The organism is Pseudoduganella sp. jia 12 (assembly GCF_055502675.1).
The window spans coordinates 440582-466831 of sequence record NZ_JBUXKP010000002.1 but is presented as its reverse complement, the minus strand read 5'-3'; the positions used below and the strand labels follow the sequence as shown (position 1 = coordinate 466831).

The following is a 26250-nucleotide window of genomic DNA, read 5'->3' as shown; positions in this document are numbered from 1 at the left end:
TGCCGTGGCATGCGCAACGTACAACGCGCACGACATGCAACGCTAGCGGGTGCGCCGGCGGACTCCGTCCGCCGCAAACAGACGGACGATGACCTCGTCCGCCAGGCCTTCCCGGCGCAGCAGGTTTTCCGCCCTTTCGCGCCCCAGCTCCCTGTCGATGGTCAGCGCGGCCTGCACGACCGCCGCCTTGACCGTGTCGCGACGACGGCCCGAGTGGCAATAAAAGGCGTTGTGCAGGTCGGGCAGTGGCGCCGTGGCGGACCTCGCGGAGGCTTCCGCAGCGCCGTTGCGCGTCGGGTCGCAGGCGAGCACCCGGTCGATGACGGGCGGCGGCACGTTCTGTGCGCGCAGATACGCGCGCGCATCGTCGCTGCCCAGCATTTCCCTGAAAACCATCGCGGTCTCGACCTTTTTGGCGGTCAGATCGTCCTTGCGAAATTCCTGCATCGTTGTGTGACTCTTGGTGTGCCCGGGGGCACGCGGGTTTGCCCGGCTTCAGAACGGCGGCGGCCCAGCCGGGAGGGGCGCCGGAGCCAAGCCTAACCGGCGCGCCGCCGTTTGAAAAGGGCAGGGCCTCCGGTGCGCGAGGCAAAGTCCCTTATCGTGGCGAAAATGTCTCGCCCCATGCCACTTGTGCCCGCTTGTCCTGCGCAAATGCCATGCCTGCAGGGTACCGGAAGCGCCGGCGATTGTGCTGACAGGCAAGGGAACGCCGCCCCGGGACTAATTAACGTAGACTTTTTGTCCATGAACAAACCACCGGAAACCATCGAAACCGGGGCGGCCGTTGCTGTCCCCGTGATCCGTGAAGAACTCGCGGTCACAACGCATGTCGTGGACACGGGGCGGGGCGTGCGCGTCACCCGCAACGTGACCGAGGAGCACGCGGAGATCCGCGAGGCGCTGTGGCACGAGGAACTCGATGTGCAGCGCGTTGCCGTTGACCGCGTGGTGGCGGAAGCGCCGCCGTCGCGCTACGAAGGCGACGTGCTCGTGGTGCCGGTGCTCGAAGAGATCCTGGTGATCGAAAAACGCTTCCGAATCAAGGAAGAAATTCGCATCACGCGGGTACGCAAGCAGCAGGAATACAGGGAAACCGTGCCGCTGCGGGTGGAGGACGTGCAGGTCGAGGCGTTCGACGAAACCCCGCGGGACGAACTCCCCCGACCAACCTGAAACATAGGAGAAAGCCATCATGAGCCATACGCTAGCAGCCGTTTTCGATAACCGTGCCGACGCTGAACGGGCACGCGACGAACTGATCAGCTCGGGCATTGCCGCCGGGTCGGTCCACCTCAACGCCAGCAGCTCGTCCACGGCCGATGCCTCCACGGCGACCACCGCCACGGGCAGCAGCGCCACCGGCGAGCACTCGATTGGCGACAGCATCAAGAACTTCTTCGGCAACATGTTCGGCGACGACGACGACGACCGCGCTGTCTATGGCGAAGCCGTCAATCGCGGCAATGTGGTGCTGACCGTGCAGACCCCCACGCAGGATGAAGTGGAACGCGCCGCCGACATTATCGAGCGCTTCGGCCCGATCGACATCGACGAGCAGCGTTCGCAATGGGAAGCGGGCGGCTGGAATCCGGCCGCCGCACGCACCGGCGGTGGCGCGCTGCTGGGCGCTTCGCAGCAGAGCGACAGCTGGCAGGGCAGCTCGCTGTCCGGCGGCACCACGGTGTCGGGCACGCAGGGCGTTTCGCTGGCCGGCACCCAGGGTTCGGTGCAGGGCGTCGGCGATGCCGGCTCGCTGCAGCGTGCCGAAACGGAATCGCAGGTGATCCCGGTGGTGCAGGAAGAACTGCGGGTGGGCAAGCGCACCGTGCAGCGCGGCGGCGTGCGCATCTACCAGCGCACCGTCGAAACGCCGGTGCAGGAAAGCGTGAGCCTGCGTGAAGAGCACGTGAACGTGGAACGCCGCCCGGTGGATCGCCCGATCGACCCGTCGCAGGTGGGCGCGTTCCAGGAAACCTCGTTCGAGCTGCGCGAAAGCGCCGAGGAAGCCGTCGTGCAGAAAACGGCCCGCGTAGTCGAGGAAGTCGTCGTTGGCAAGGAAGTCACGCAGCGCACCGACCAGATCAGCGATACCGTGCGCCACACCGAGGTCGATGTCGAGCAACTGGGCAGCACCGAGGACGAGGATTACTACCGCAGCCACTGGACGAGCAACTTCGCCAACGCCGGCGGCACCTATGACGATTACGCGCCAGCGTATCGCTACGGCGCCGCGATGCGCTCCGCCGGCACCTATGGCGGTTCGTGGGACGAGTCCGAATCGGGCCTGCGCAGCAGCTGGGAAACGCGCTATCCGCAATCGGGCTGGGAGAAATTCAAGTCCGCCGTGCGCCATGGCTGGGAACGCATCACGCAGTAACGCTATAGTCAACATCCACGCGGTACCGATGTGACAGGGGCAGTGCCGGCGCAATGGGCGCCGGCACTGCCTTTTGTTTGGCGCCGCTTTTTGGCTGTCGCTGTCATCCGAGCCTGTGAGTGAACGGAACCGTTCGCCAACGCCGCTGAGGCAACAATACCGACGGCGCAGGCGGCCCCTCATCGATGCGTCAGGGTAGGTTACGGCCTTGAGCGGCTGACGCGACGAGATTGCTCTTGCCCAGCGGCGCGCCGGCCTGCAGTGCGGTGATCCAGGTGTCGACGTCGGCGACTGCGGCCCAGTTCGAGTGAAGGAGGACCATGAGGGTTTCATGGACCTGTCTGGCGGATGCGCGCCCCGCCTCGTTGGCCAGGTCGATTGCCCCGGTCGCATCCGAGAGGACCTCGACGGTAAAGCCGCGGGGCTCGGCATCGACTGCGGAAGAGAGTACGCAGTTGTTGGTCATGTACCCGACGAGGGTGATCGTATCGATGCCCCGGTCGCGTAGCCAGGCGTCGAGGTCAGTGCCGGCGAAGACGCTGCCGAACTGCTTGCCGATACGCCTGGCTGCCTTGCCCTCATACACGGCAATGTCGGGATGGTTCCGGAAGGTGGCCGATCCCGAGCCGAAGACCGGGGCGCCGGTCGGCAGTTCGTGCTGCACCAGCACGATCGGGACCTCTGCATTCATGGCGGCGTCGATCGCCTCCCGCATGCGCACGACGGACGCCTCACGGGCGGGATATCGGATTGGCAGCTGTCCCGCGAAATATTCCTGCTGGACGTCGATGACGATCAGGGCTCGGCGTGGCGTGGTCATGGCATTCTGCATTTTAAAGTTTGCTTGCTGGGTGTCGCAGACATCGGATCCGGTAGGAAGAAGCGTGTTCAGAACTTCACTACCTCGCCATCGGCAGGAATGCGTACGCGGTCGCCGATCTTGTGCTCGTTCACGTGGTCGCGCAGTTCCTTGCGGCTCAGCGTCATGTGGTTGATGGCATCCATGTGGGTGGCGACGATGCTCGCGTTGGGCATGGCCTGCCAGGCGTGCAGCACGTCGTCCTTGCCCATGATGATGGCGCCGGTGTAGCCCTTCACGCGGGCGTCGCCGGTGTTGAGGATGATTACGTCGGGCTTGAACCTGGCCAGCGTGCCATCGACTGTGGCGTTCCATATCGTGTCGCCCACGATATACACGGTCCTGGCGCCCGGTGCCTGGAACACGACACCCATTGCCTCGCCCAGCATGTCGCCCAGCGGCTTCTTGCTGTACATCGCTTCGGTACCATGCCGGCCGCCAGTCCTGGTCAGGCGCACGCCTTCGAACGCGGTGCTGTCGGTCATGATGCGGACATCGGTATAACCCTGGCCGCGGATCACCTTGGCGTCGGCTTCGTGCTGGACAAACAGCGGCATCGCTTTCGGAATGAACTGGTGGTCGCCGCCGTCCCAGTGGTCGAGGTGGGTATGGGTGACGATCACCGCGTCCACGCCGCTCATGATGTCCTTCGCGGGCAGTGGCAGGCCTGCGCTGGTTCAGCCATGGGGCGCTTGGCAGCACTCCGGACGGCCTGGCGAAACCGCCACAGGTCCCGGCAGGAGTGCCCTGGTTTCAGCCGCCGCCTCTGATGATTTCTTCTAGCTGTGCCATCGAGAACGGCTTGCGGATCGCCGCCGAAGGGAAATCCACGGCCGGCGGCGTTGCGCCGCTGGCGAAGACGATGCGCAGCCGCGGATGATCGCGGTGGGCCTGCCGCGCCAGGTCGATGCCGGACATGCCGGGCAGGCTGATATCGGTCAGCAGGATGTCCGCCGCGGCCAGCAGCGCCAGCGCCTCCTCGGCGCTGCCGGCTCCCGTGGCATCGCAGCCGAGCAGGCCGAGCATCTCGCACAGCAGCTCGCGTCCATCCGTGTTGTCTTCCACGACCAGCACCCGGGGCCGTGCCGGCGTCGCGGGCTCAAGCACGGGCTCGGCGGCCGGCGCGGCGGTGGCGGCAGGCCGGCGGTCCAGCACCTGCCGCACGCGCAGTGCCAGCTGCTGCCGGCTGTAGGGCTTGCTCAGCAGCTCGACGCCCGGATCGAGCCGGCCCGCGTGCACGATCGCATTCTGGGTATAGCCGGAAGTGAACAGCACGGCGATCCCGGGCAGCAGCGTGGTGGCCAGGCGCGCCAGTTCGGGGCTGCGCAGCTTGCCGGGCATGACGACGTCGGTAAACAGCAGGTCGATCGGCGCGCCGCTTTGCAGCACGGCGAGCGCGGCTTCCGGGTGCGCGGCCTGCAGCACGGTGTAACCAAGCTTGCCCAGCGTATCGGTCACGACGACGCGCACATCGGCATCGTCCTCGACGACGAGCACCGTTTCATGGCCGCCGCGCACGGCCACATCGGCAGGTTCGACCGGCGCAAGCGGCGCCTGCAGCGTGCGCGGCAGGAACAGCTTCACGGACGTACCCTTGCCGGGTTCGCTGTAGAGTTTCAGGTGGCCGCCGCTCTGCTTCATGAAGCCATAGGCCATGCTGAGGCCCAGGCCCGTGCCTTCGCCTTCCGGCTTCGTCGTGAAGAATGGTTCCACGGCCCGTGCCAGCACGTCGGGCGCCATGCCCTGGCCCGTGTCGGACACGGCCAGCATCACGTATTGCCCCGGGCGCAGGTCTTCCTGCCGTGCCGCGTAATCGGGATCGAGCTCCACGTTGGTCAGCTCGATCGTCAGGCGGCCGGCGCCCGCCATCGCATCGCGCGCGTTGATGGCCAGGTTGAGCAGCACGTTCTCCATCTGCGTGCGGTCCGCGAGCGTGGCCCACAGGCCGGCTTCGACGACCGTATCGATGTCGATCGCTTCGCCGAGCGCGCGGCGCAGCAGGTCGTCGACGCCGCGCACCACGACGGCCAGGTCCACCGGCTCCGGGCGCAATGGCTGGCGGCGCGCGAAGGCCAGCAACTGCGCCGTGAGCTTGGTGCCGCGGTCCACCGCCAGCATCGCGCTGTCCATGCGCCTGCCGGCGTTGCCGGCACCGGCCATGGCGGGTGCCTGCGCGAGCAGTTCCAGGTTGGCGCGCAGGATCTGCAGGATGTTGTTGAAGTCATGGGCCACGCCGCCGGTCAGCTTGCCGATCGCTTCGAGCTTCTGCGCATGGTGCAGCGCGGCCTGGGCGCTTTGCAGCTCGGCCGTGCGTTCCGCGACCAGCCGCTCCAGGTCGTTCTGGTGGGCCAGCAACTGGTCGCGCATGCGTTTTTGCTCGGTCACGTCGTTGCCCTGGCAGAAGATGCCCCACACGCGGCCGTCCTTGCCCGTCAGCGGCTGGTAGACGAAATCGAGGTAGCGTTGGACGGATTCGCCGTCCGGCCGCGGGCGCACGGTGACCGGCACGTCGCGGCCGACGTAGGGCTTGCCCGTGCGATACACCTCGTCGCGCTGCCGCATGAACGCCTGGTCGCGCAACTCGGGAAACGCATCGTGCATCGAGCGGTCGAGCAGGGCGCGGCTGCCGAACGTGGCCAGGTAGGCGCGGTTGGCCAGCTCGAACACATGATCCGGCCCGCGCGTGACGGACAGGAAGCCCGGCGCCCGGTCGAACAGCGTGGCCAGGTGGCGGTACCGGCTGTTGGCGACGGACAGCGCCTCGATGCTGCGCGAACGCTCGATCGCCAGCTGGCGATGGCGTTCCGACACATCGCGCAGCAGCAGCATCGCGCCGGCATACCTGCCGTGTTCGTCGGTAATGGCGGACAGGGCCACCTCGAGCACAGGGACAGGCAGCACGATCGCCGGCGGTACGGTGCCCGGCGCATCCGGCCCGCCGTGCACCTCGGCCACCGCATGTTCGGCGCCGCCATGCAGGTCGGCCAGTGCGCGCTGCACGTCCGCGTTCCAGAACGGCAGTTCGCGCGGGCTGCGGCCGCGCGCCTCGCGAGCCGACAGGCCAAGCAGGCGCGCCGCGGCGTCGTTCCAGTACAGCACCCGGTCCTGCGGATCGAGGCCGGCGATCGCCTCGGCCGATTTTTCCAGGAAGCGCGTCAGGTAGCGTTCCGCGCTGGCGAGGCGGTGGAAGCTGCCGGCCACCGTGCCGCCCGCCGCGATGTCCCCCGCGCTTCTGACGGGAGAGAGCCCGGCGTTGGCGCGCTGTAGCGTGGTGCGTAACCGCCAGCTGCGCACTTGCGCCTGCACCGCCTTGACGATCTCGCCGGTCAGCCCGGGATCGTTCTCGGCCAGCACGGTCACGTTGGGGCCCAGCATCGGCGTGTAGCCGAGCTGGCGGCGCAGGTCGGCCAGCCGGTCCGCCGGACATGCCAGCAGCACGCCGCCCGCCCAGCGGCGCCGCAGGTCGCGCACCAGCCCGAGTGCGTCATTGCAGGCCATCACCACGCAGACCGCCGGTGGATGGCCATCCTGCACTGCGGCGGACAGCGCCGCCGGCGCGTCGGCCGGCGTCGCGTGGACGGAAGCGATGCCCGCCTGTTCCAGGGTGGCGACCAGTTCCCGCGGCGGCGCGTCGCCGACCAGCAGCGCGCGCGCTTCGGCCGCCGGTCTCATAACAGCGGCATGCCGAGCAGCGCGCGGCCCGCCCAGAGATGCAGCAGATCGGTCGTGGGCGACATCACGTGGCTGGCGCGGGCATCGCGCAGCATCTGCGCGACCCGGCTGTTGTCGCGGTACGCGGCACCGCCGCAGATCGTCATCGCATCGCCGGCCAGCGCGATCGCCGTCTCGCCCGCGTCGGCCTTGCTGGCCAGGAGGAAGGGCAATGCGTCCGGATCGCCGGCGTCGCCCCGCGCCGCCGCTTCGAACACGAGGGCGCGCGTCTTCTGGTACGCGATCCACATTTTCGCGTAGCGGGTCTGCAGCGTTTCGACGTCGCGCAGCGCGGTGCCCGAGTGCGCGTAGCGCCGGTTGTACAGGTGCGCGCCGGCGGCCTCCAGCGCCGATTGCGCCACGCCGAGGTAGGTGCCGGCCATCGCCATCAGGAAGAACGGCGCCACCACCTCGAAGACATACCAGACCTGGTCGCCCTCGGCGCCCAGCAGGTTGGCCGCGGGCACCTGCACGCCGTCGAGCGCCAGCGCGCGCGACGAGTTGCCGCGCATGCCGAAACCCGCCCAGTCTCCCCGCCAGCACATGCCGGGCGTGTCGCGGTCCACCACTAGGCAGCTGAAATCGCCGCCGGCCGCGCTGCCGTCGCTGGCCAGCGTCGACACGACATAGGAATCGGCATGGCTGCCGTTCGTCACGAACTGCTTCGTGCCGTTGACGGTGTAGCCGGCGGCGTTCTTCACCAGCTGCGTTTCGGGCAAATAGAAATGGGCGCCGGTGCCCGCTTCGGACAGGGCCAGCGTGGTGATATGGCGCCCCGCCGCGATGGGGCGCAGGTAGCGTTCCTGCTGGTCCTCGGTGGCCTTGGCGGCGATGACGGCCGTGCCCACGCAATGCATGCCGAAGCACAGCGAAGAGGAGGGGCAGGCGCGGGCGATCTCGGCACTGACGGCGGCCAGCGCCAGCAGGCCCTGGCCGTGGCCGCCCAGCGCCGCCGGCACCTGCAGGCCCAGCAGGCCCGCGCCGGCGAACGCTTCCATCGACGCGGCTGGCCATGTGCAATGCTCGTCGACCGCGGCGGCGCGCGGCGCCACGTCGCTGGCGACGATGTCGCGGGTGAGGCTGACGAGTTGCTCGAGTTCGTTCGGAAAGATCATGGCGGCTTCGTGGTGCGCAAGGGGCCAGTATAGGCGATGGACCCGTGGGACTCGCGCACGATGCCGTCCCGGCGCTCCCTCGCCCTCAGCGGCGCGGCAGCACCAGCACCGACGTGAAGTGCCAGCCGCCGGCGTCACTGTCCGGCGGCAGCGGCATGCCTTCGAACAGCTGTTCGAGCATGGCCCGGTCTTCGTCGCGGGCCGCCTTGCCCACCAGGTCGCACCAGCAGCGCAGCACGCCGTGTGCCATGGCCCAGTGCGGCTCGGCCTGCTGCCCCTCGGCGCGGCGCGCTTCGGTGGCGATCTCGGTGATGGTGCGCAGCGCACTGGCCGTCACCGCGTCATAATTCCATTGTTGGTCCGGCATGGTTTCTCTTCCTGTCGATTCGCTCGCAGCGTAGCCGAATCCTGCCGGGCCGGGCGCGCGCATGATGATGAGCGAATGGCGGCGGCGGCCCCCGGGCCCGCGCGATCGCGCTATGCTGGCGCGGTCCGCACTCCTTCGACGATCCCATGCCCCTGCAAACGAAGTTCCTGGCCGCCCTGGGCGCCGTCACGCTACTGGCCACGGGGACCGCGCTTGCCGCGTCGCCGCTCGCCGCCGCCCCCGTCACCGAAGTGCGCTACCTGTCCGGCACCGGCCCGAAAACGGCCGTGCCGTGGGAATTCCGGGTCACGGAAGGCCGCCGCGCCGGCGCATGGAGCACGATCCCGGTGCCCTCGAACTGGGAATTGCAGGGCTTCGGCGGCTACGATTACGGCGAAGGCGACAAGCGCCACACGGAACAGGGCCAGTACCGGCTCAGGTTCGCCATACCGCCGGCCTGGCGCGGCCGCACGATCAGGCTCGTGTTCGAGGGCGCGATGACCGAAACGGCCGTGCGCGTGAATGGTGTGCCGGCCGGAGAACCCCATGTCGGCGGCTTTTACCGGTTCAGCCATGACATCACGAAGCTGGTGAGCTTTTCGCCCGATGCCGCGAACCTGCTGGAAGTGGACGTGAGCAAGCGCGCGGCCGACCCGCTGACGGACAAGGCCGAGCGGCGCGGCGACTACTGGGTGTTCGGCGGGATCTTCCGGCCGGTCTGGCTGGAGGCCGCGCCCGCGCAGGCGATCGCGCACACCGCCATCGATGCCCGCGCCGACGGCACCCTGGCGGCGCTGGTGACGCTGGCCCGGCCGGCGGCCGGCACCGTCGTCGAAGCGCAGGTGCTTGACGCGGCCGGCAAGCCTGTCGGAAAACCATTCGGTGGCGCCATCGGCGGCGACAGCACCGGCGATACCCCGCTGCGGCTGGCCGCGACGATCGCCCAGCCGCGCCTGTGGTCGGCCGAAACGCCGAACCTGTATTCGCTGCGGCTGGTACTGCGCCGGGACGGGAAGGCGCTGCACACCACGACCGAGCGGTTCGGCTTTCGCACGTTCGAGGTGCGCAAGGGCGATGGCCTGTACCTGAACGGCCGCAAGATCGTCATCAAGGGCGTGAACCGGCACAGCTTCCGGCCGGCGACGGGCCGCGCGCTCGACCCCGAGGACAATGTCGCCGATGCGCGCCTGATCAAGTCGATGAACATGAACACGGCGCGCATGTCGCACTATCCGCCGGACCCGGCGTTCCTGGCAGCGGCCGACGAACTGGGGCTGTACGTGATCGACGAGCTGTCCGGCTGGCAGGCGGCGCATGGCACGGCGATCGGCCGCAAGCTCGTGAAGGAAATGGTGCCGCGCGACGTGAACCATCCCAGCATCCTGTTCTGGGCCAACGGCAATGAAGGCGGCTTCAACCTCGATCTGGACGGCGACTACCACGCCTACGATCCGCAGCGGCGGCCCGTCATCCACCCGTGGGCGATCTTCGGCGACCTCGATACCAAGCATTACCCGAACTGGAAGCTGCTGAACGAGCGGCTGCAAGGCCCGAACCTGTTCATGCCCACCGAGTTCATGCACGCCCTGTACGACGGCGGCGGCGCGGCGAGCCTGGACGACTACTGGTGCGCGATGATGGCGTCGCCGTTCGGCGTGGGCGGCGTGATCTGGGCGCTGAACGACGAGGGCGTGGTGCGCACGGACCAGGGGGGCCGCGTGGACCCGTACGGCACGTATGGCCCGGACGGCATCGTCGGACCCGGCCACGAGAAGGAAGGCAGCTACCACGCCGTGCGGCACATCTGGTCGCCCGTGCAGCTGGGGGCCGCCGTGCTGGACGAACGCTTCGACGGCCGGCTGCAGGTCGACAACCGGTACGACTTCCATGGCCTGGACAAGGTGCGCTTCGGCTGGCGCCTGGTGCGCTTTCCCGGCCCCGATGCGCCGCAGGCCGGTGTGCGGGTACTGGCGCGCGGCGCGGTGCGCGGGCCGGTCGTTGCCGCGCGCGGCAGCGGCACCGTCGACCTGCGCCTGCCGGCGAACTGGCGCGGCCATGGCGCCGACGCGCTGGAAGTGACGGCCACGGGTCCGGATGGCGGCCAGTTATGGACGTGGACGTATCCGGTACCGGCCCCGAAGGCGCCGGCGGCGCGGGTAGCGCCCCCGGACACGGGCGCCGTGCAACCCCGTGTCGAGCAATCCGCCAGTGGCTACCGGCTGGTGGCGGGCGCCGTGAGCGCAAGCTTCGACGGTAACGGCCGGTTGCTGTCGCTGCGCAACGGCGAGCGCGAGTCGGCGCTGGCCAACGGCCCGCGCCTGGCGTTTGCCCGTCCGGCCATGGGCGAGACCGTGGCGTGGCTGCCGTTTGCCAGCGAGGATGCCGCCAGCCATGTCCGCCGGCTGGCCGCCCCGCGCGTGGCCAGCGTCATCGACATCGCGCCCGACCCGGACAGGAAGACCGCCTATGCCCGTTTCAAACTGGAGATCAGCCCGGACGGCGAACACTGGAAGACGCTGTTCGACGCTTCGCGCCGCCGTTCCGATGGAACCGAATACCGCTTCCCGCCGCAGCGCGTGCTGGCGGTGCGCGTGTCGCCGCCGGTGGACGAGCACGGCGAGCCGCTGTCGTTCGGCAGCGTGCGGCTGGGGCATGCCGCGCAGCGCTTCCCGGCGGTGGATGGCGGGAAGGCTGCCGTCACGACCGGTACCGCGCCTGGTGCCGCCGGCGAGCCGGGCGCCTGGCTGGAAGCGCGCCAGGGTGCGGACGACGGTGCGAACAACGGTGCAAGCAACGGTGCCGGCAATGCTACCGGATTCGACCGGGTGCGCTGGACGCTGCAGGCCGACGGCACGCTGCGCCTCGACTACGTGTACCGGCTCGACGGTACGGTGCAGTACCACGGCGTGACGTTCGACCATCCGGAAAGCGCGCTGCGCTCGATGCGCTGGCTGGGCGAGGGGCCATATCGCGTGTGGAAAAACCGCCTCCAGGGCACGTGGCTGGGCGTACACGACGTGGCCCGGTTCGACCAGCAGCCGGGCGAAACGTTCCGTTACCCCGAATCGCAGGGCTTCTTCGCGGGCGTGCGCTGGGCGCGGCTGGACACCGCGGCCGGGATACTGCTCGTCACGGCCGGCGGGCCGGACGGTTACCTGCGGGTCGGCACGCCGCGCATCTCGCATGCGAACACGACGGTGGAATTCCCGGCCGGGGACCTGTCGTGGCTGCATGCCATTCCCGCCATCGGCGAGAAATTCAGCGGCACCGAGGTGCTGGGCCCGTCGGCGGCATGGCCCGTTGCAAAGGGCACATATCAGGGCAGCCTGGCGTTCCGGTTCGAGTAAAGGACTGGTTCCCCGCGGCGACACAGGCTAAGATGCGCGTCCTTGATTTTGCATGGACACGTTTGTATGAGATTGGACATTCCGCTGACGCTGGTAGTCGTGGCGTTGGCAGTTGCTGTCGTGGCATGGCTGGCCATGCGGCGCCGCAGGCAGGCCATCGAAGGATGGTATCGCGAGCGGCCCCTGATGACGCCGAACGAGCTCGAATTCTTCGGTCGCCTTGTCAGGGCACTGCCGCAGCACTATGTTTTCCCCCAGGTGGCGATGTCCGCGTTGATCGAACCTGCGAGCGCGAACGACGAGGCATGGCACAGGGACCGTTTGCGCGTGGCGCAGCAGCGTGTCGACTACGTGATTTGCGACAGGCAATGCGAGGTGGTCGCGGTGGTGGAGCTCGATGACCGGACGCACGATCGCGCGAGGGACGATTTGCGGGACAGGCGCCTGGCGCAAGGGGGCATCCGGACGATCAGGTTCGAATCGCGCGCGAAACCCTCGGTGGGCACGATCAGGTCGATCGTCTTGTCGGACGACCAGGAGTAGGCCGCCGCCAGGCGCGCGGGCACGCGTCGGTTGGCGGTCTTGCGTGCAACCCGCGCAACGGCCTTATTCGTCGAACTCTTCGGCCAGGTTCTTCCAGCCACGGCTCTTGGCGAACGCGGCAAATTCCTCGGGGGCTTCCAGCACGATCAGCTTGCTCTCTTGCAAGCCAGCATCGCTGAGCCCGAAATCGGGGCCTTTATAGCCCAGCGTGCGCAGGCGCTCGACGATCTGCCGCAGCAGCACGGTGTCCTTGTGGCCGCCATCGAGCGGTTTCGCGAAGTCGACATAGACATCGATGATGCCGTAGCCTTCGTCGAAGATGCGGATGGCCTTCACGTCATGCGCGCGGCCGCTGCTGTCGGTGGCCTGGAACGGGCCGGACAGTTCAATATCGGAATCGGTAGTCATGGGCGAAGCATAGCAGGTCGACGCGGGACGGGGCGCGCATTCTCGGGCGTTCCGCCCGTTGGCGGTGGATGGCTCAGCGCAATTCGAACAGGTAATCCCCACCGGCCTGGTGCCCCGCCGCGGTGACCGAACCATACTTCGGCGTTTGCGGGAATTCCTTCCTGACACCTGCCTGCACGTCGGTGAACACGGTGCTGCCGGGTTTCCATGCCGATACGGAGCGCATCGCTTCCATCAGGTTCCACGCGAAGATGGAATGGCCGGCCTTGCCTTCGTCGGCCACCGGTTCGTCACCGCCCGAGGAAATCACCACCACGGAGCGCTTGGCCAGCACGCCTTCGGGCGTGACGTCGCGGCCCACGGCCTCCATGCCGTCGCGCGCGAATGCGCCGGAATAGCAGCTGTCCGAGATCAGCACCATCTGGCTGGAACGGATGCCCGACAGCAGCCTGGCCACGTCGCCGTTGGAGATCCACCGGCTGGGCTCGCTCGCCTGCGCATCGGCCGGCAGCCAGTAGCCGGCGCCGTTCTTCTCCAGCGAGAAGCCATGGCCGGCGTAATAGATGACGACGCTGTCGGCATCGTTGACCTCGACCGACAGCTGGTTCAGCGTGCGGATGATGTCGGCCTTGGCGGGATTGCGGACCACGCGCACGTCGTAGCCCAGCTTGTCCGCCAGCAGCGCCGAGACGGCATCGACGTCCGGCACCGCGTTTTCCAGCGGAGGAATGGTCTTGTCGGCATAGTCGTTGATGCCGAACAGCACGGCGATCTTGCGCTGGATCTGCGGCACGTGCGCCGTGGCCGCGCGCGCGGCCGCGACCGGCGCCGACCCGGCCGAGCTGCCCGTGGCGCCGGCCGCCGACGTGCCCGCCGTGCTGACCGTTCCGGTCGCCAGCGCGGCCAGCCGCGTGTCCGCCTGGATCAGGTTGAGCTGGTTTGGCGTGATGCGGCAGGCGCCGGAGCTTGCCTCGATGACCGTGGTGCAGGGCTGCACATCCGCCAGGCTGGCGTCGAGCTCGAGCTTGTAGATCGCGTCGGCGAACAGCTTGCGCTTGAAATCGCGCCGCTGGGCGATCATCCGGGTCAGTTCATCCTGCGACATCGCGCCGATGCGCACGGCGCCATAGGTGCGGCCGACGGCGGGATTGACCAGGTCGAGCACGCCGCTGCCGGCGCGGGGCGGGTCGATCCGCGGCAGCGCCGACGCCAGCGCGGCGGCGATCGCCGCCGTGCTGCTTTCCTGTGCCTGCTGCGGCGGGCTGGCGGGCGAGGCGCCGGCCGTCACTTCCAGGGCAACGGCGTTGCCGGGTGCCTGCACCAGCACATAGTTCAGCGCGGACAGCCCGGAACCCAGCACCGGATACAGGCCGGGAGGCACCTGCGTGCCGGTGGCTTGCCAAACCAATACTCCGCTGGTGGCGGAAGCGAGGGTGTCGGCACCCTTGAAGCCGGTCACGGTTCCCGTCAGGCCGTCGAGGGGCATGCCGGGATCGCGCACCACCGGCGCCGCCGTGTAGAACAGCGTGGCGGGCGTGATCGTGCCGATGCTGCCGGTGACGGTCGCCGTGACCGTGGCGGTGCCGCCAGCCGAACCCGCCGGCCCCACGGGCCCCACACGGTAGTTGAACGCATCGGCGCCCGAAATCTGGAACACCCCGGTCACGCTGACGGTCTTGCCCTGGCCGACACTGGCCGAATCGAAGCTGCCCTGCGCCGGGCCGGCGACAACCACCGCGTCGCCCGCGATCGCGCCATTCAGCACGAACTGGCCGGCACCCAGGCTGGCGGCGGTACCGGCATCGTATTCCTTCACGACCTGTCCGGCGAGGCCGATGTCGACCGGCCGCGGCGCGATGGCGGCGCGGGCCGTGCCGCCGGTCGCCAGGATGTAGTTGGCGGCGTCGGGCCCTGCCAGCGCACCGCCCGTCACGGCAACCACCTTGTCGCCGCCCACGTTCTTGCTGTCGAACCGGCCGGTGGCCCCGACCAGAGCCACGACATCGCCATCGATCGCGCCCGCGAGCGCGCCCGTCAGGGTGGCATCCGTGCCGCCATCGTAGACCTTGTCGAGGGCCGCGATGCCGGTAACGTCGATGGGCCGCGGGGCGATCGACGCCGTGGTGGCATGGCTGCCCGACAGCGTGTAATTGGCGGCATCGGCGCCGGCCAGCGCGCCACCCGTCACGATCACCGACTTGCCCGTGCCCGCGTTTTTCGTGTCGAACACGCCGGTGGCGCCGCCCAGCGTCACGGCATCGCCGGGGATGGCTTCCGACAGCGCGCCCGCGAGCGTGGCCACGCGCGTACCGTCATAGACCCTGTCCACGGCGGTGATGCCGGTGGCGGCAATCGGTTTCGGCGTGATCGTGGCCGTGGCCGCATGTCCGCCATCCAGCACGTAGTTGCCGGCATCGCGGCCCGCCAGCGAGCCTGCCGAGATGGCGACGGGTTTGTCGACCCCCGCGTGCCTGTCGTCGAACAGCCCCGTGGCGCCGTCGAGCGATACGTCGTCGCCGCCCAGCGCTTCGGACAGCGAGCCCGTCAGCGCGGCAATCCGCGTGCCGTCATACACCTTGTCGGCGGCGGTGATGCCCGTGGCCGAGATCGGCCTGGGCGCGATGCTGGCGGTGGTGCTGGCGCCGGCGCCGACGGTGTAGTTGCCGGCGTCGGCCCCGGCCAGCGTGCCGCCGGTGATCACGACGGTCTTGCCGGTCCCCGCGTCTTTCGTGTCGAACAGGCCCGTGGCGCCGGCCAGCGCGACATCGTCGCCCTCGAGCGCTTCTTCCAGCGTGCCGGCAATGCTGGCGATGCGCGTGCCGTCATAGACTTTGTCGGCGGCCGTGATGCCGAGGGCGCCGATGGGCCGCGGCGTGATGGCGGCCAGCGGAACATGCCCGGCCGCCAGCACGTAATTGCCCGCATCCGCGCCGGCGAGCACGCCGCCCGTGATCGTGACGGGCTTGCCGGTCGCGGCGTTCCTGTCGGCGAACTGGCCCGTGGCGCCTTCCAGCGAAACGATGTCGCCGGGGAGCATGGCCGACAGCGCGCCGTCCAGCGCGGCTGCCCGCGTGCCGTCGTAGACCTTGTCGTTCGCCGTGATGCCTGCCGTGGTGATGGGCCGCCGCGCGATGGTGGCGCTCGTGACATATTCCGCATCGAGCAGGTAGTTCGGCGCGTCCACGCCCGCCAGCGCGCCGCCCGTCACGGTGACGGGCTTGTCGGCACCGGCGTTCCTGTCGGCGAACGCACCGCTGGCGCCGGCCAGCGACAGGTCGTCGCCGGGCAGAGCCCCGGACAGCGAGCCCGCCAGCGTGGCGGCCACGCCGCCGTCATAGACCTTGTCGGCGGCCGTGACGCCTGCCAGGGTGATCGGGCGGCGGGTGATGGTACCCACGGCGGCGCCGCCGCCGGTCACCCGGTAGTTGGCGGCGGCCGGGCCGGCCAATGCGCCACCCGTCACGACCACGGGCTTGTCCACGCCCGCGTTCTTGTCGTCGAACAGGCCGGTGGCGCCATTGACCGTGACGTTGTCGCCTTCGATGATGCCGACGGGCGTGCCGGTCAGCGTGGCCGTGCGCGTGGCGTCGTACACCTTCGGCACCACCGCCAGGCCGGACAGGGTGACATCCCTGGGGGTGATGTCGGCCACGTAGGATTGCGTGGCCCGATACACGGGGCTGCCGTTGGCGGCGGAAATGTCGAAGTAGCCCCCTTCGGTCTGGAAGATCACGGGCTTGCCGGTGCCCGCATTCCAGTCTTCGAACGCGCCGTTGGCGACGGCGCTGCCTTCGGGGCGCAGCACCCTGATGCCCGTGCCCGCATCGTGCGACAGCGCCTGCGAGAACGTGGCCCGCAGTGTCCTGTCGTACGGACGCGAGGCATCGACCCCGACCTCGATGTGCAGCGGGTCGGCCATCATGATGCCGTGGGCGCCGATCCCGGAAACGACCGGGCTCGCGTCGCTTGCGTCCACCTGCACGAAAGTGTAGTCGAGTCCGCCCAGGTCCGCGGCGGGAAATCCCTGCTGGCCGGGGCCGAGGTAGACCAGCCAGCGGCCGGCCAGCGCAGCGAACCGGCTGCCCCGGTTGACCAGGCTGCCCGTCCGGATGACGACGGCATCGCCCGCGCGGGACGCGACCACGTCGACGTCGTCGAGCACCGTGGTGTCCGAGAAGATGTCGAGCCCCGCCGCGCGGATGTCCGCCTCGCTGCCGGCATTGTCGATGGACGTCTCTTCGGCAGAGATGGTGAGGTTGCCGCTTGCTGTCACGTCCGTATCGACCATGTCCACCGCGCCGGTCAGGATGTCGATCCCCCCGGCGCCCTGGACGGATGCGGAGCCGGCGTCCAGGCTGGCGTTCGACAGCGTGACCGTGCCGTCGGCCTGTCCTTCACCCTGGGTCAAGAGGATGCGGCCGCCCGACGCCGTGACGCGGGAGCCGGCAACGTCCAGTGCGCCGGCCACGATGGAAACGCTGCGCCCCGATATTTCGCTGTCGGCGCCGATGTTCACCGTGCCGGCATCCAGGTCGACGTCGTTGGCGGACGCGACAAGCCGGGAGTTGCCGACGTCGAGTTCCGTGGCATCGACCCTGACAGCCGCGCCGGTGATGGCGCTGCCTTGCGTGACGCGCACGCTGGTGCCACCGATGGTGCTGGCGCCATCCGTCGCGGCGAGGCGCGCGTTGGTGACATCGACACTGCCGGTGGCGTCGACCGAGACGCTCCTGCCGGTGACTTCGCTGTTGTCGGCGATCTCGATGACCGAGGCATCGATGTCGGCGGCTCCCAGGCTCGCGGCAAGCCGGGAATCGCGCAAGGCGAGTTCGCCGGCCGTGGTCGCGAGTTCGCTGCCCAGCACTTCGCTGCCGCCGATCGTGGCGGCGACCGTCGATGCAAGCTGGACCTTGCCGCTGCCTTCCACAATGGCATTGTCCAGAACGAGCGTGCCCGTGCCGATGTCGATGACGCCCAGCGGCCCATTCGGCGAGAGGGCGGACAGCCTGCTGCCGGTCAGCGTGACCCGGTTCGCGATGGCGGACGTTCTGGCTGTCAGGTTGATGCTGGTCGCGGTTGCCGCCAGGGTCGATCCTGTGACGTCGATGACATTGCTGACGATGCCGATGCCTCCCCCGGTCACCGATCCGGCGTCGCTGATCTCGACCCTGTTCGCATTCATGCCGACGATGCCGAATCCGGCATCGAGGATGCCGCCTGCGATGGCGATGCCGTCGTTCCCGCCGCCATTGGCCGCGTTCATCACGATGCCGCCATCGCGCGTGGTGATCCGCGCGCCCTGGTTCAACGTGATGGCACCCGTATTGTTGCCGTCGCTGTCCGCGGTCAGGTTCAGTTGCAGGGGCGTGGTGCCGGCCACGATCCGCACACCGGGGTTCAGGGTAATGTCGTTGTGGGCTTCCAGCGTGAGCGACACGCCGGCGGCGTTGCCCTGTACCGCGATGTCGCCGGCCACGGTGATGTTGCCTTCCTGGGTCGTATTGCCCCCTGCGCCAGTGCGCACGACCACGTTGGCCCGGGTCTGCAGCGCCTGGACGATGCTGCCGGCGGCGATGACCGTATTGTCCTGGCTCGATGTCATGGCGAAATTGGCCTGGTCGCCGGATTCCACGACGCCGGACGAACAGCAACCGTCGGTGATCGTGATGTTGCCGGGATCGAGCAGCCACGTGCCCGGCGCGCCATGGCTCGCCGTGACGTCGATCGCCTTCGGCTGCGCGTCGAGGTAGCGGCCCGATGTTTCGACGAACCCGCCGTTGCCGCCTTGCTTTCCGCCGTGCGCCGCGATCGTGCCGAACGCGCGCGTGGCGCGGTCGGCCCACAGGATGACCTTGCCGCCATTGCCGGTGGCCGTGGCATTCGCCCGGATCGATGCGCCCTGGCCGAGGTAGGTCGCCGCCGCGTTCTGCACGGCGGCGTCGGCGCCCCCGTAGCTGCCGCCCACCAGGATCTCGTCCGCGCCGGTGGCGCCGGAAGCATCGACCAGCGCGTTGCCGTACACGCCCACCTGCTCGCCCAGCAGGTGGATGCGCCCACCCTTGCCGCCGCCGCTGGTGGCGGACACCGCCCCCTGTACCAGCGTGGCCCCGGCGGCCGATTGCGCCACCACCTGGCCGCCCGCTCCGGTACCGGCCGCGGCGGCGCTGGTCTGGCTGGCGGCGCCCAGGTGCAGGTCCGTGCCTGCCTTCATGACGACGCGTCCCGCATCGTCCGTGCCGATGCTGTCGGCACGGACGATGCCCTGCTGGTTGACGATGCCGCCGTGCACGTCGATGCTGCCGCGGCCGGACGCCAGCAGCGTCCCCAGGTTGACGGCCTCGTTGCCGGGCGCGGTGACGCGCACGGTGACGTTCGGCATGCCCGAGTCGACCAGTTCGATGCTCCTGCCGGCGGCCAGCACGATGTGGCCCTCCGGGCTGTGGACTAGGCCCTCGTTGCGCACCGAGTCGCCCATGAGCCACACGCGGCCGCCGAAGCTGGTGCGGATCTCGCCCTGGTTCAGCACCTGGCCGCCGGGCAGGGCGCCGCTGTCGAAGCGGAACCGCCCGGCCAGGAAATCGTCGTTCGTCAGCGGCAGCGTGGAGGCGACGAGGCCGCCCACGTCGATGCGGGCATTGCTGCCGAACAGCACGCCGTGCGGATTGACCAGCCACACGCCGCCATTCGACGACAGGCTGCCCAGGATGGCCGACGGATCGTTGCCCACCACGCGGTTCAATACCTGGCTGGCGGCGCTTTGCTGCGCGAAGTGCACGCTGTTGCGCGCGCCCACGGAAAACGACTGCCAGTTCAGCACCGCGTTCGGGCTGTTCGTGACCGTCATGCGGCCGCCATCGGCGGCGATGGCGGCGCTGCCGTGCACGACGGCGCCGCCGCTCGGCAACTGCGCCGCTGCCGGAATGGCGACGCAGGCGGCCACGGTGCCGAATGTCGCGGCGATGGCGGCCGCGATGGCATGCCGGCGGAGCCGGGCTGGCCGGCATGCCGGCGCGCATGCGTGGTGCCGCGCGCCGCTATCGTTGCCGGCTGGCCGCGCTGCGCTGCCGGCAGCCAAGGTACCGATCGATTGCTTCATGATGAACTCCCCGTGGCGCTGGCTGGCGATGGATGCGGAACAGTCAGGTCCGTCAAAAAACGAGATTGAGCGAGACATGGCCCCGCACGTCTCCCGGCGATGTGTTGATGCCGCGTTCCAGCGCCCGGCCGATATCCAGGCTGGCACTGGCTTTCCGGCCCAGGCCGAGGCGCACGCCGATGCCCGCTCCGGTCAGCTTGCACGACGTTTCACCGGTACCGCGGCAGGGCAGGCCGCGGTGGTTCACGATGCGGCCGTGGTCCACGAACAGGTAGGGCCGCACGCGCACGCCGTTCGCCACGTCGATCGGTGCCGGCGCGCCTTCGACACGCACGAGGAAGCCCGTATCGCCGGCCATTTCCCGCTCCGCATAGCCGCGCACGCTGTTGGCCCCGCCGATACCGAACCGCTCGCCGGAAATCAGCGCGTGCGGGCTGTATTGCATGTCGAGGCGGCCATTGACGGAGAACCGCGCCGTCCATGCGCGGTCGACGAAGCCGGACGCCCTGGCGATCGCATACGTGCGCGGGGCGCCGGGCCGCGCCGCGTCGAACGTGGGGCGCGAACTGCCCCCGGTATTGACCGACAGCCCCGCGCTGACGCCGAACGCCAGCCGCGGCCCCTGTAGCTGGCCCGTATAGGAAACGCTGACGGGCACGGTGGAGACATCGACCGCCGCGGAACCGCAGCCGGCCGGGCCGAAGTCGCCGATCGAGCAGTCGTCCTCGTAGTCGCGCCAGTCGATGCCCAGTGTGACGTGGTGGTCGTACTCGCCGATCCGTTCGAGATTGCGGTTGACGCGCAGGCCGACCACCGTGCCCCGGCCCGTGAACGACAGCGGCCCGGCCGGCGTGATCGTGGTGCCGTTGCTCACGCTGGAGTGCGCCACGAACGCATCGAGCGACGCGGCGCGCGCATACAGCGGAACGCGGTAGCCGGCGCTGAAGATTTTCACGCGCCCCGGATCCTCGGGCGAGGTCTGGTATTGCAGCGTGCCCACGTGGTCCCGGCCGAACAGGTTCGCATGCTGGATGCCCACGCTGACCCGGTGCCGGCCGGTGCTGCGGTTGCCCGTGTTGCTGTAGCCGACGAGATACTGGAGCGGGTCGGTGTCGGTCACTGCCACGTCGGCATCGATGTCGCCGGGCCGCGCACCGGCCGTCAACGTGACCTTCACGTTTTTTGCCGGATTGTCGTTGCTGAGCTGGATGTCGCGATCGACATCGCCGACCCTCGGGGTCGCGCCCTCCCGCAGGCTCGGCAAGCCGGCACGGACATTACCCGCATCAAAGTACTTGTTGCCCGTCACCCGCACGGTCGCCAGTTTTCCCTCGACGACGCGGATCACGATATTGCCCGTGGAAATATCCTGTTCGGGCAGGTAGGCAACGACCCCGCCATAGCCGGCATCCCGGTAGGCGTCCTGCACGCGCGCCGCCAGCGCCGCCAGTTCGGCCATGGTGCGCCCGGTGCCGGCCAGCCCCGCCGTGAGCTCTCCCATCGTGCGCTCCGGAAGCAGGGTATTGCCTTCCACCCGCACGCCATGCACGGTGGTGGCAGGTGGCGGGCCCACGGGAGCGGCCGGCGCCTGTGCGAACGCCGTGCCCACCTGCAGGCCGATGGCAATGCAATAGCCCGCCTGCCGGTGCAGGCCCGTGATCCGCGGGGGAGCGGTGGGTGCCGGCGTTGCCGGGGGGAGGACGCGGGCGAGGAGCATGACCAGGCGACGCAAGCGGATGACCATTGTTCCTCCTCGTTCGTGCGGTACATGCCGGCAGGGATTGCCGCTGTCGGTCACGGTTAGCCTCGGTTGGCGCGGTTGGCGAGCCGCCGCCGCGGCCCTGGGTGGCCCGCGCGGCCTGGTGACAGGATTGTTATCCCGGCATTGCAGCCAGCATTGCATGGCCGGTGCCCTGCAATGACGTATGCAACACGTTTCCAGAAGGCCTTTCGATGCACAGTCCCCGTTTCGCCAATCTACGCTGCGGATGTGCCGCGCAAATTGTTCGTGAACATGCCAACGCAAAAAACGTGGTCACCGATTATCGACCGGATAACGTGCGAATTGCAAAGCAATATAGATAGCCAAATCGTAGCCAAATCGTAGCCAAATCGATGCCCTGGCCCATGGCCAGGCTCGCGACCAGGCCCATTGCTCAGTTTATGCTCCGTTTATAGCCCCGTTTATGGCCCCGTTTATGGCTCGGTTTATGGCTCAGTTAATGGCTCGGTTTATGGCTCGGTTGTATGCCCCGGGTAATGGCTCAGTTTATGAATCGGGTTATGGCTCAGTTCATTGGCTCAGTTCATGGCTCAGTTCATGGCCCGGTTCATCTCGCTAGGGAAGACGGTCTCGTAAATGCTGGAGGATGCGCCCGTGAAGTGCCCGCGCGATCGACAAAAGTGTAAATTCAGTATAGTCCAAAGCGATGCCAGATAACCTCGCGTGGTGCCGCTGCAACAGGCAGGAATTCCTTGCCACGTCCGAACGCCATCGCTAGAATCGGAATATTATTTTGATAACTGCGTGATGACGGCGCGGTTAATTGCTGAGCGCGATACGCGAATTTTCTCGTGCCTGCGTCTTTTCGCCGACTTTTTTCCGCGGGCGGTGAGAAGGTAATAGTGACGGACGAGCGTCCCCGTCGGATTGAATTGGATTGCGACCGGATTGCGGCCAATTGCGATGCGATTGCGATGCGATTGCGATGCGTTTGCGATGCGTTTGCGATGCGTTTGCGGATGGGCTCCACATGGATCTGCGTGTTTCCGTGCTTTCCAATCCTGGCGGCCGGGCGGTCAACGAAGATGCCTATGGTTTCTGGGCTGGCCCCGATTGCTGGTTCGGCGTGCTTTCCGATGGCCTCGGCGGCCACGTGGGCGGCGACATTGCATCGCGTCTCGTCGTGCGCCAGATGCTGGCCTGCTTTCAGCGCCATCCGCATCCCACTTCCGCCAATGTGCTCGGCGCGATGCGCGCCGCTCACGACAGCCTGCTGGACGAGCAGCGGAAGCGTCCCGTGCTCGCTGGCATGCGGGCCACGCTCGTGGTGCTCGCGGTCGATACCAGGAATGCCAGCGCGATCTGGGCCCACGTGGGCGACAGCCGCCTGTATTGTTTCCGGGGCAATGCCACCCTGTTGCAGACAAAGGACCATTCGGTCCTGCAGACGATGGTCGATGCGGGCTACCTGGCGCAGGGCGAGCTGCGCGGTTCGCCGCACCGCAATGCGTTGCTGGCCGCGATGGGCGATACCGATCCACCCGAACCGTGCATCGCGGCGTCGCCCTTGCACGTGCGCGATGGCGACCGCTTCCTGCTGTGCACCGACGGATTCTGGGAATACGTGGCCGAAGCCGACATGGAGCGGCACCTGGCCGCCTTCGCCGACCCCGACACGTGGCTGGCCCGGCTCGAGCAACTGGTCAGGGAGCGCGGCCGCCCGGGGCAGGATAACTATTCGGCGCTGGCGCTTGCCTGCACCGATCCATGTACGACAGTGCTGGGATGAGCCTGCCATGCGCCGCACCGGCCGCCGGTCACGGCGGCCGGTGCGGCGGCAGGGAAAACAGCTTTCCACGTAGCGAGTAGTCACAAGGAGCGCGACATGAAGGGACGTATCTTGGTAGCCGCCAGCCTGCTGGCGGCATTGCCCGTGCTGGGGCAGGAGGCGCCGGTGCTGGCGGAGGGGCAGGTGACGGAAAAGGCACTGGTCGATGCGCTGACGCCGGAAAAGCCGGTGCGCATGCGCAGCCTGCGGGTGACGCGCGACGACGATGCCGGCGGTCATGCGAAGCCGGCCAGCGCATCGTTGCTGATCACCTTTGAAACCAATTCCACCACGCTGACCTCCGCGGCCCGCCGCTCGCTCGACGTGCTGCGCGAAGCGCTTGCTTCCGAGAAGCTGGCAAGTTTCCGTTTTGCCATCGAAGGCCATGCCGATCCACGCGGCACGCCGGAGGGCAACCTGGCATTGTCCAGGGCCCGTGCCGAATCGGTGCGCGATTACCTGGTCGGGAACGGCAAGATCGATACCGCGCGGCTCGAGGCCGTGGGCAAGGGGGACCGGGAGCTGATGAACAAGGCCAATCCGATCGCCGCGGAGAACCGGCGCGTCACGGTCGTCAACCTGTCGAAATAACCCTTCGGCCTAACGCTCGACTTCCTCGACCGCGAACGCGGCGGCACCGTAGGCACCGGAGCAGGCCGCGGGGCAGTCGGGCACGCCGGCGAACAGCGGCGTTTTCCCGGTATGCGCACGCTGCAGCTGCGCTGCGCGCGCGATGGGAAACTCCGCGAACGCCTCGCCGGGAACGAGGCCGGCGCTGTCGAAGCGCCGCGGCGCATCCGATACCATCACGACCAGGTGGTCGGTCCCGGGCGGACCGCTCGTTTCCAGACGCCACCGGCCCGTGCCGCGTGCCGAACCGGGCATGTCACGCGTTGCGCCGGCAGCGATCGTGTTGTCGCGGTCGATCGCATTGGGAAACAGCAGCCAGAAATTGTTGCGGTCGCTGCCCACCATGTACACGTACATATAACCCGCGTGCGATGACCGGACCGAGAATTCCAGCGCGTCCACCCCGATCCGCACCCGCGGTTTGTCGACCCGGACGGTCACGGTGCGATCGGTGCTGGCACCGGCAATGATGTCGTCGAGCGCGGTGACCGGTTCGAAGGCGCCGCCCGGCGTGGCCGTGGGCTGCATGCCGGGTGATGGCGCTTCCCGGCTCGCAAACGGCGGCGCCGGATCGGCCCTTGCCGCGGGCTGCGCAGGTGCGGGCGCGTTCGCGTCGAGCATGTAATAGGCGCCACCCGCCACGGCCAGCGCGACCGCGGCAACCCCGGCGTAGACCGGCGCGCGCGGCGAGGCGCGTCGGGCTTGCGTGGCCGTGTGCGGCAAGGGCAAGGCCGGCGACGGCGACGCGGGCGGTGGCGTGTGCGATGTCGCAGCCGGCGGTGGGAAAGGCGGTGACGACGGCAAGGAAGCAGTGTCGGGCGGCGCGGCCGGCGTGGCGACGGTCGGCCCGGGTGCCGCGACGGCCGGCGCGGGCGCCAGCGCCACGGTGGCTGCGCCGTCGTCCAGGCCCAGCAGCGTTCGCATGTCGGCAACGCTCTGCGGGCGCTGCTCTGCCTTGACGGCCAGCGCGCGGTCGATTGCTGCCAGGAAGCCTTCGCTGTAGCTGCCGGCCATCCTGCTGGCCAGCGGCACATACGGGTCGGAAATGATGCGGGCAACGGCGGGCACCGGCGGCCGGCCATCGATCGCATAGTGTATTACCGAGGCCAGCGCATACAGGTCGGTCCAGGCTCCCTGCTGCATGCCCGGCACGTCGGCATATTGCTCGATCGGTGCATAGCCCTGCTTGAGGATGACGGTGAAGGCCTGTGTCATGCCTTCGATGGCGCGCCGCGCGGCCCCGAAGTCGAGCAGCAGGGGCCGTGTATCGTCCAGCATGAGGATATTGTCGGGGGCGATATCGCGGTGGAAACAATGCTGCTCGTGGATCAATTCCAGGGCGTCCAGCAGTTGCGCGAGCAGCCTTTTCAGCCAGGCCTCGCCCGGCGGCGCCGACCGTGCCTGCAAGGCCTGCTTCAAGGTCATGCCGTGATAACACGGCATGACCATGTAGGCCGTGCCGTTCGCTTCCCAGAACTGGTAGACCTTCACGAGCGCCGGGTGATCGAAGTGGGCGAGCATGCGTGCCTCGTTGATGAAGCTGCGCAAGCCGGCCTGGAACATCTCCGCGTGCTGCGGCGCAGTGACGCGAACGTTCGCCTGCGACCGCGATGCCAGCGACGACGGCATGTATTCCTTCAGCGCGACATCCCGGTCGAGCGAATGGTCGTGCGCGCGGTACACGATGCCGAATCCGCCGATGCCGAGGATGCCGGCAATCTCGAAATCGCCCAGCCGTGCGCCGACGGGCAACGCATTGTCGTCATGGGCCGCCCCTGGCAGTGGGGGAGCGTTGCCGGCGGGGGCGCTGGAAGCCAGGACAGTGTGTTCGTCGTCTTGCGGCTGGTTCATGCGCTGCGCGCTCCGATTGGTTCGACTGCATGCCTTGAACGCCATGCCGTGATGCCCGCGCTCGCTGGCGGAGCGCTTCCATGACCGGCCTGCCCGCGGGGGCGCGCGCCCTGGCAAAGGTGCCGTCAAGATTAGCACGCCTTCCCGCCAATGGCATCCATTAATAGGTAGGGTAAAAACACGCAGCCGGATTTGCTACATTGGTGGAGCGGACAAACCCCGGGAAATAAACATATTTCTACTTGGATATTTCAATTGTTGGCAACGCATTCCGCTGGCGGGAATTGATTCAGTCATGAACTGAATGAGGCCGTTATTTGCCGTCGAGATCGATGACGTGGGAATGCGTATCAAAATTAAAACATCGGAAAAATAATTTTTATTTTTCGCTG

At 68.2% G+C, this 26250-nt stretch carries 16 protein-coding genes; 6 read left to right on the top strand and 10 right to left on the bottom strand.

Annotated elements, in window-relative coordinates; translation table 11 throughout:
* Window positions 1-42 precede the first annotated feature (42 nt).
* Window positions 43-447, bottom strand: a complete 405-nt coding sequence (locus ACY65G_RS05040) for a hypothetical protein (protein WP_464996260.1) — start codon at window positions 445-447, stop codon at window positions 43-45.
* 300 nt (window positions 448-747) lie between these two features.
* Between ACY65G_RS05040 and ACY65G_RS05035 the strand changes: the two genes are divergently transcribed.
* Together ACY65G_RS05035 and ACY65G_RS05030 are read left to right on the top strand one after the other, a co-directional pair.
* Window positions 748-1176, top strand: a complete 429-nt coding sequence (locus ACY65G_RS05035; RefSeq protein ID WP_464996259.1) for a YsnF/AvaK domain-containing protein — start codon at window positions 748-750, stop codon at window positions 1174-1176.
* A 19-nt stretch (window positions 1177-1195) separates the two neighbouring features.
* Entirely contained in the window at window positions 1196-2380 is a 1185-nt protein-coding gene (locus tag ACY65G_RS05030) for a YsnF/AvaK domain-containing protein (RefSeq protein WP_464996258.1), read from the top strand.
* Between the two features lie 190 nt (window positions 2381-2570).
* Here the strand turns inward: ACY65G_RS05030 and ACY65G_RS05025 are convergent, their stop codons facing one another.
* The 5 genes from ACY65G_RS05025 to ACY65G_RS05005 all read right to left on the bottom strand — a co-directional run bounded on the left by ACY65G_RS05025 (window position 2571) and on the right by ACY65G_RS05005 (window position 8432).
* Entirely contained in the window at window positions 2571-3200 is a 630-nt protein-coding gene (locus ACY65G_RS05025; protein ID WP_464996257.1) for an isochorismatase family protein, read from the bottom strand.
* A gap of 68 nt (window positions 3201-3268) precedes the next feature.
* A complete protein-coding gene (locus ACY65G_RS05020) occupies window positions 3269-3898 on the bottom strand; it encodes an MBL fold metallo-hydrolase (RefSeq protein ID WP_464996470.1) in 630 nt (209 codons plus the stop codon).
* Window positions 3899-3992: 94 nt separating this feature from the next.
* Window positions 3993-6911, bottom strand: coding sequence for a response regulator (locus ACY65G_RS05015; RefSeq protein ID WP_464996256.1), 2919 nt, complete (start codon window positions 6909-6911; stop codon window positions 3993-3995).
* Entirely contained in the window at window positions 6908-8065 is a 1158-nt protein-coding gene (locus tag ACY65G_RS05010) for an acyl-CoA dehydrogenase family protein (protein ID WP_464996255.1), read from the bottom strand. Before ACY65G_RS05010 ends, ACY65G_RS05015 begins: the two co-directional genes overlap by 4 nt.
* Window positions 8066-8150: 85 nt before the next feature.
* Window positions 8151-8432 carry a hypothetical protein gene (locus tag ACY65G_RS05005; RefSeq protein ID WP_464996254.1) on the bottom strand — a complete coding sequence of 94 codons (282 nt, stop codon included), beginning with the start codon at window positions 8430-8432 and terminating at the stop codon, window positions 8151-8153.
* Window positions 8433-8578: 146 nt separating this feature from the next.
* On the opposite strand from ACY65G_RS05005, the gene ACY65G_RS05000 reads away from it, so the two are divergent.
* Window positions 8579-11779 (top strand): glycoside hydrolase family 2 TIM barrel-domain containing protein, encoded by a 3201-nt coding sequence (locus tag ACY65G_RS05000; protein WP_464996253.1) that lies wholly within the window; start codon window positions 8579-8581, stop codon window positions 11777-11779.
* Between the two features lie 66 nt (window positions 11780-11845).
* Window positions 11846-12322 carry a DUF2726 domain-containing protein gene (locus tag ACY65G_RS04995; protein WP_464996252.1) on the top strand — a complete coding sequence of 159 codons (477 nt, stop codon included), beginning with the start codon at window positions 11846-11848 and terminating at the stop codon, window positions 12320-12322.
* Window positions 12323-12385: 63 nt separating this feature from the next.
* Here ACY65G_RS04995 and ACY65G_RS04990 read toward each other — a convergent pair whose 3' ends face one another.
* The 3 genes from ACY65G_RS04990 to ACY65G_RS04980 all read right to left on the bottom strand — a co-directional run bounded on the left by ACY65G_RS04990 (window position 12386) and on the right by ACY65G_RS04980 (window position 21570).
* Complete coding sequence (locus tag ACY65G_RS04990; protein ID WP_464996251.1) at window positions 12386-12730, bottom strand: hypothetical protein; 345 nt, start codon at window positions 12728-12730, stop codon at window positions 12386-12388.
* A 73-nt stretch (window positions 12731-12803) separates the two neighbouring features.
* A complete protein-coding gene (locus ACY65G_RS04985) occupies window positions 12804-19826 on the bottom strand; it encodes a YDG domain-containing protein (protein WP_464996250.1) in 7023 nt (2340 codons plus the stop codon).
* 52 nt (window positions 19827-19878) lie between these two features.
* Entirely contained in the window at window positions 19879-21570 is a 1692-nt protein-coding gene (locus ACY65G_RS04980) for a ShlB/FhaC/HecB family hemolysin secretion/activation protein (RefSeq protein ID WP_464996249.1), read from the bottom strand.
* 1009 nt (window positions 21571-22579) lie between these two features.
* Between ACY65G_RS04980 and ACY65G_RS04975 the strand changes: the two genes are divergently transcribed.
* Window positions 22580-23338: a PP2C family protein-serine/threonine phosphatase gene (locus tag ACY65G_RS04975; RefSeq protein ID WP_464996248.1), complete on the top strand. Its 759-nt coding sequence runs from the start codon at window positions 22580-22582 to the stop codon at window positions 23336-23338.
* 96 nt (window positions 23339-23434) lie between these two features.
* On the top strand, window positions 23435-23968 hold the full coding sequence (locus ACY65G_RS04970) for an OmpA family protein (RefSeq protein ID WP_464996247.1): 534 nt from the start codon (window positions 23435-23437) through the stop codon (window positions 23966-23968).
* Between the two features lie 9 nt (window positions 23969-23977).
* Here ACY65G_RS04970 and ACY65G_RS04965 read toward each other — a convergent pair whose 3' ends face one another.
* The gene (locus tag ACY65G_RS04965) at window positions 23978-25858 is read right to left on the bottom strand and encodes a serine/threonine-protein kinase (RefSeq protein WP_464996246.1); all 1881 of its coding nucleotides are present in this window, start codon (window positions 25856-25858) and stop codon (window positions 23978-23980) included.
* Window positions 25859-26250 lie beyond the last annotated feature (392 nt).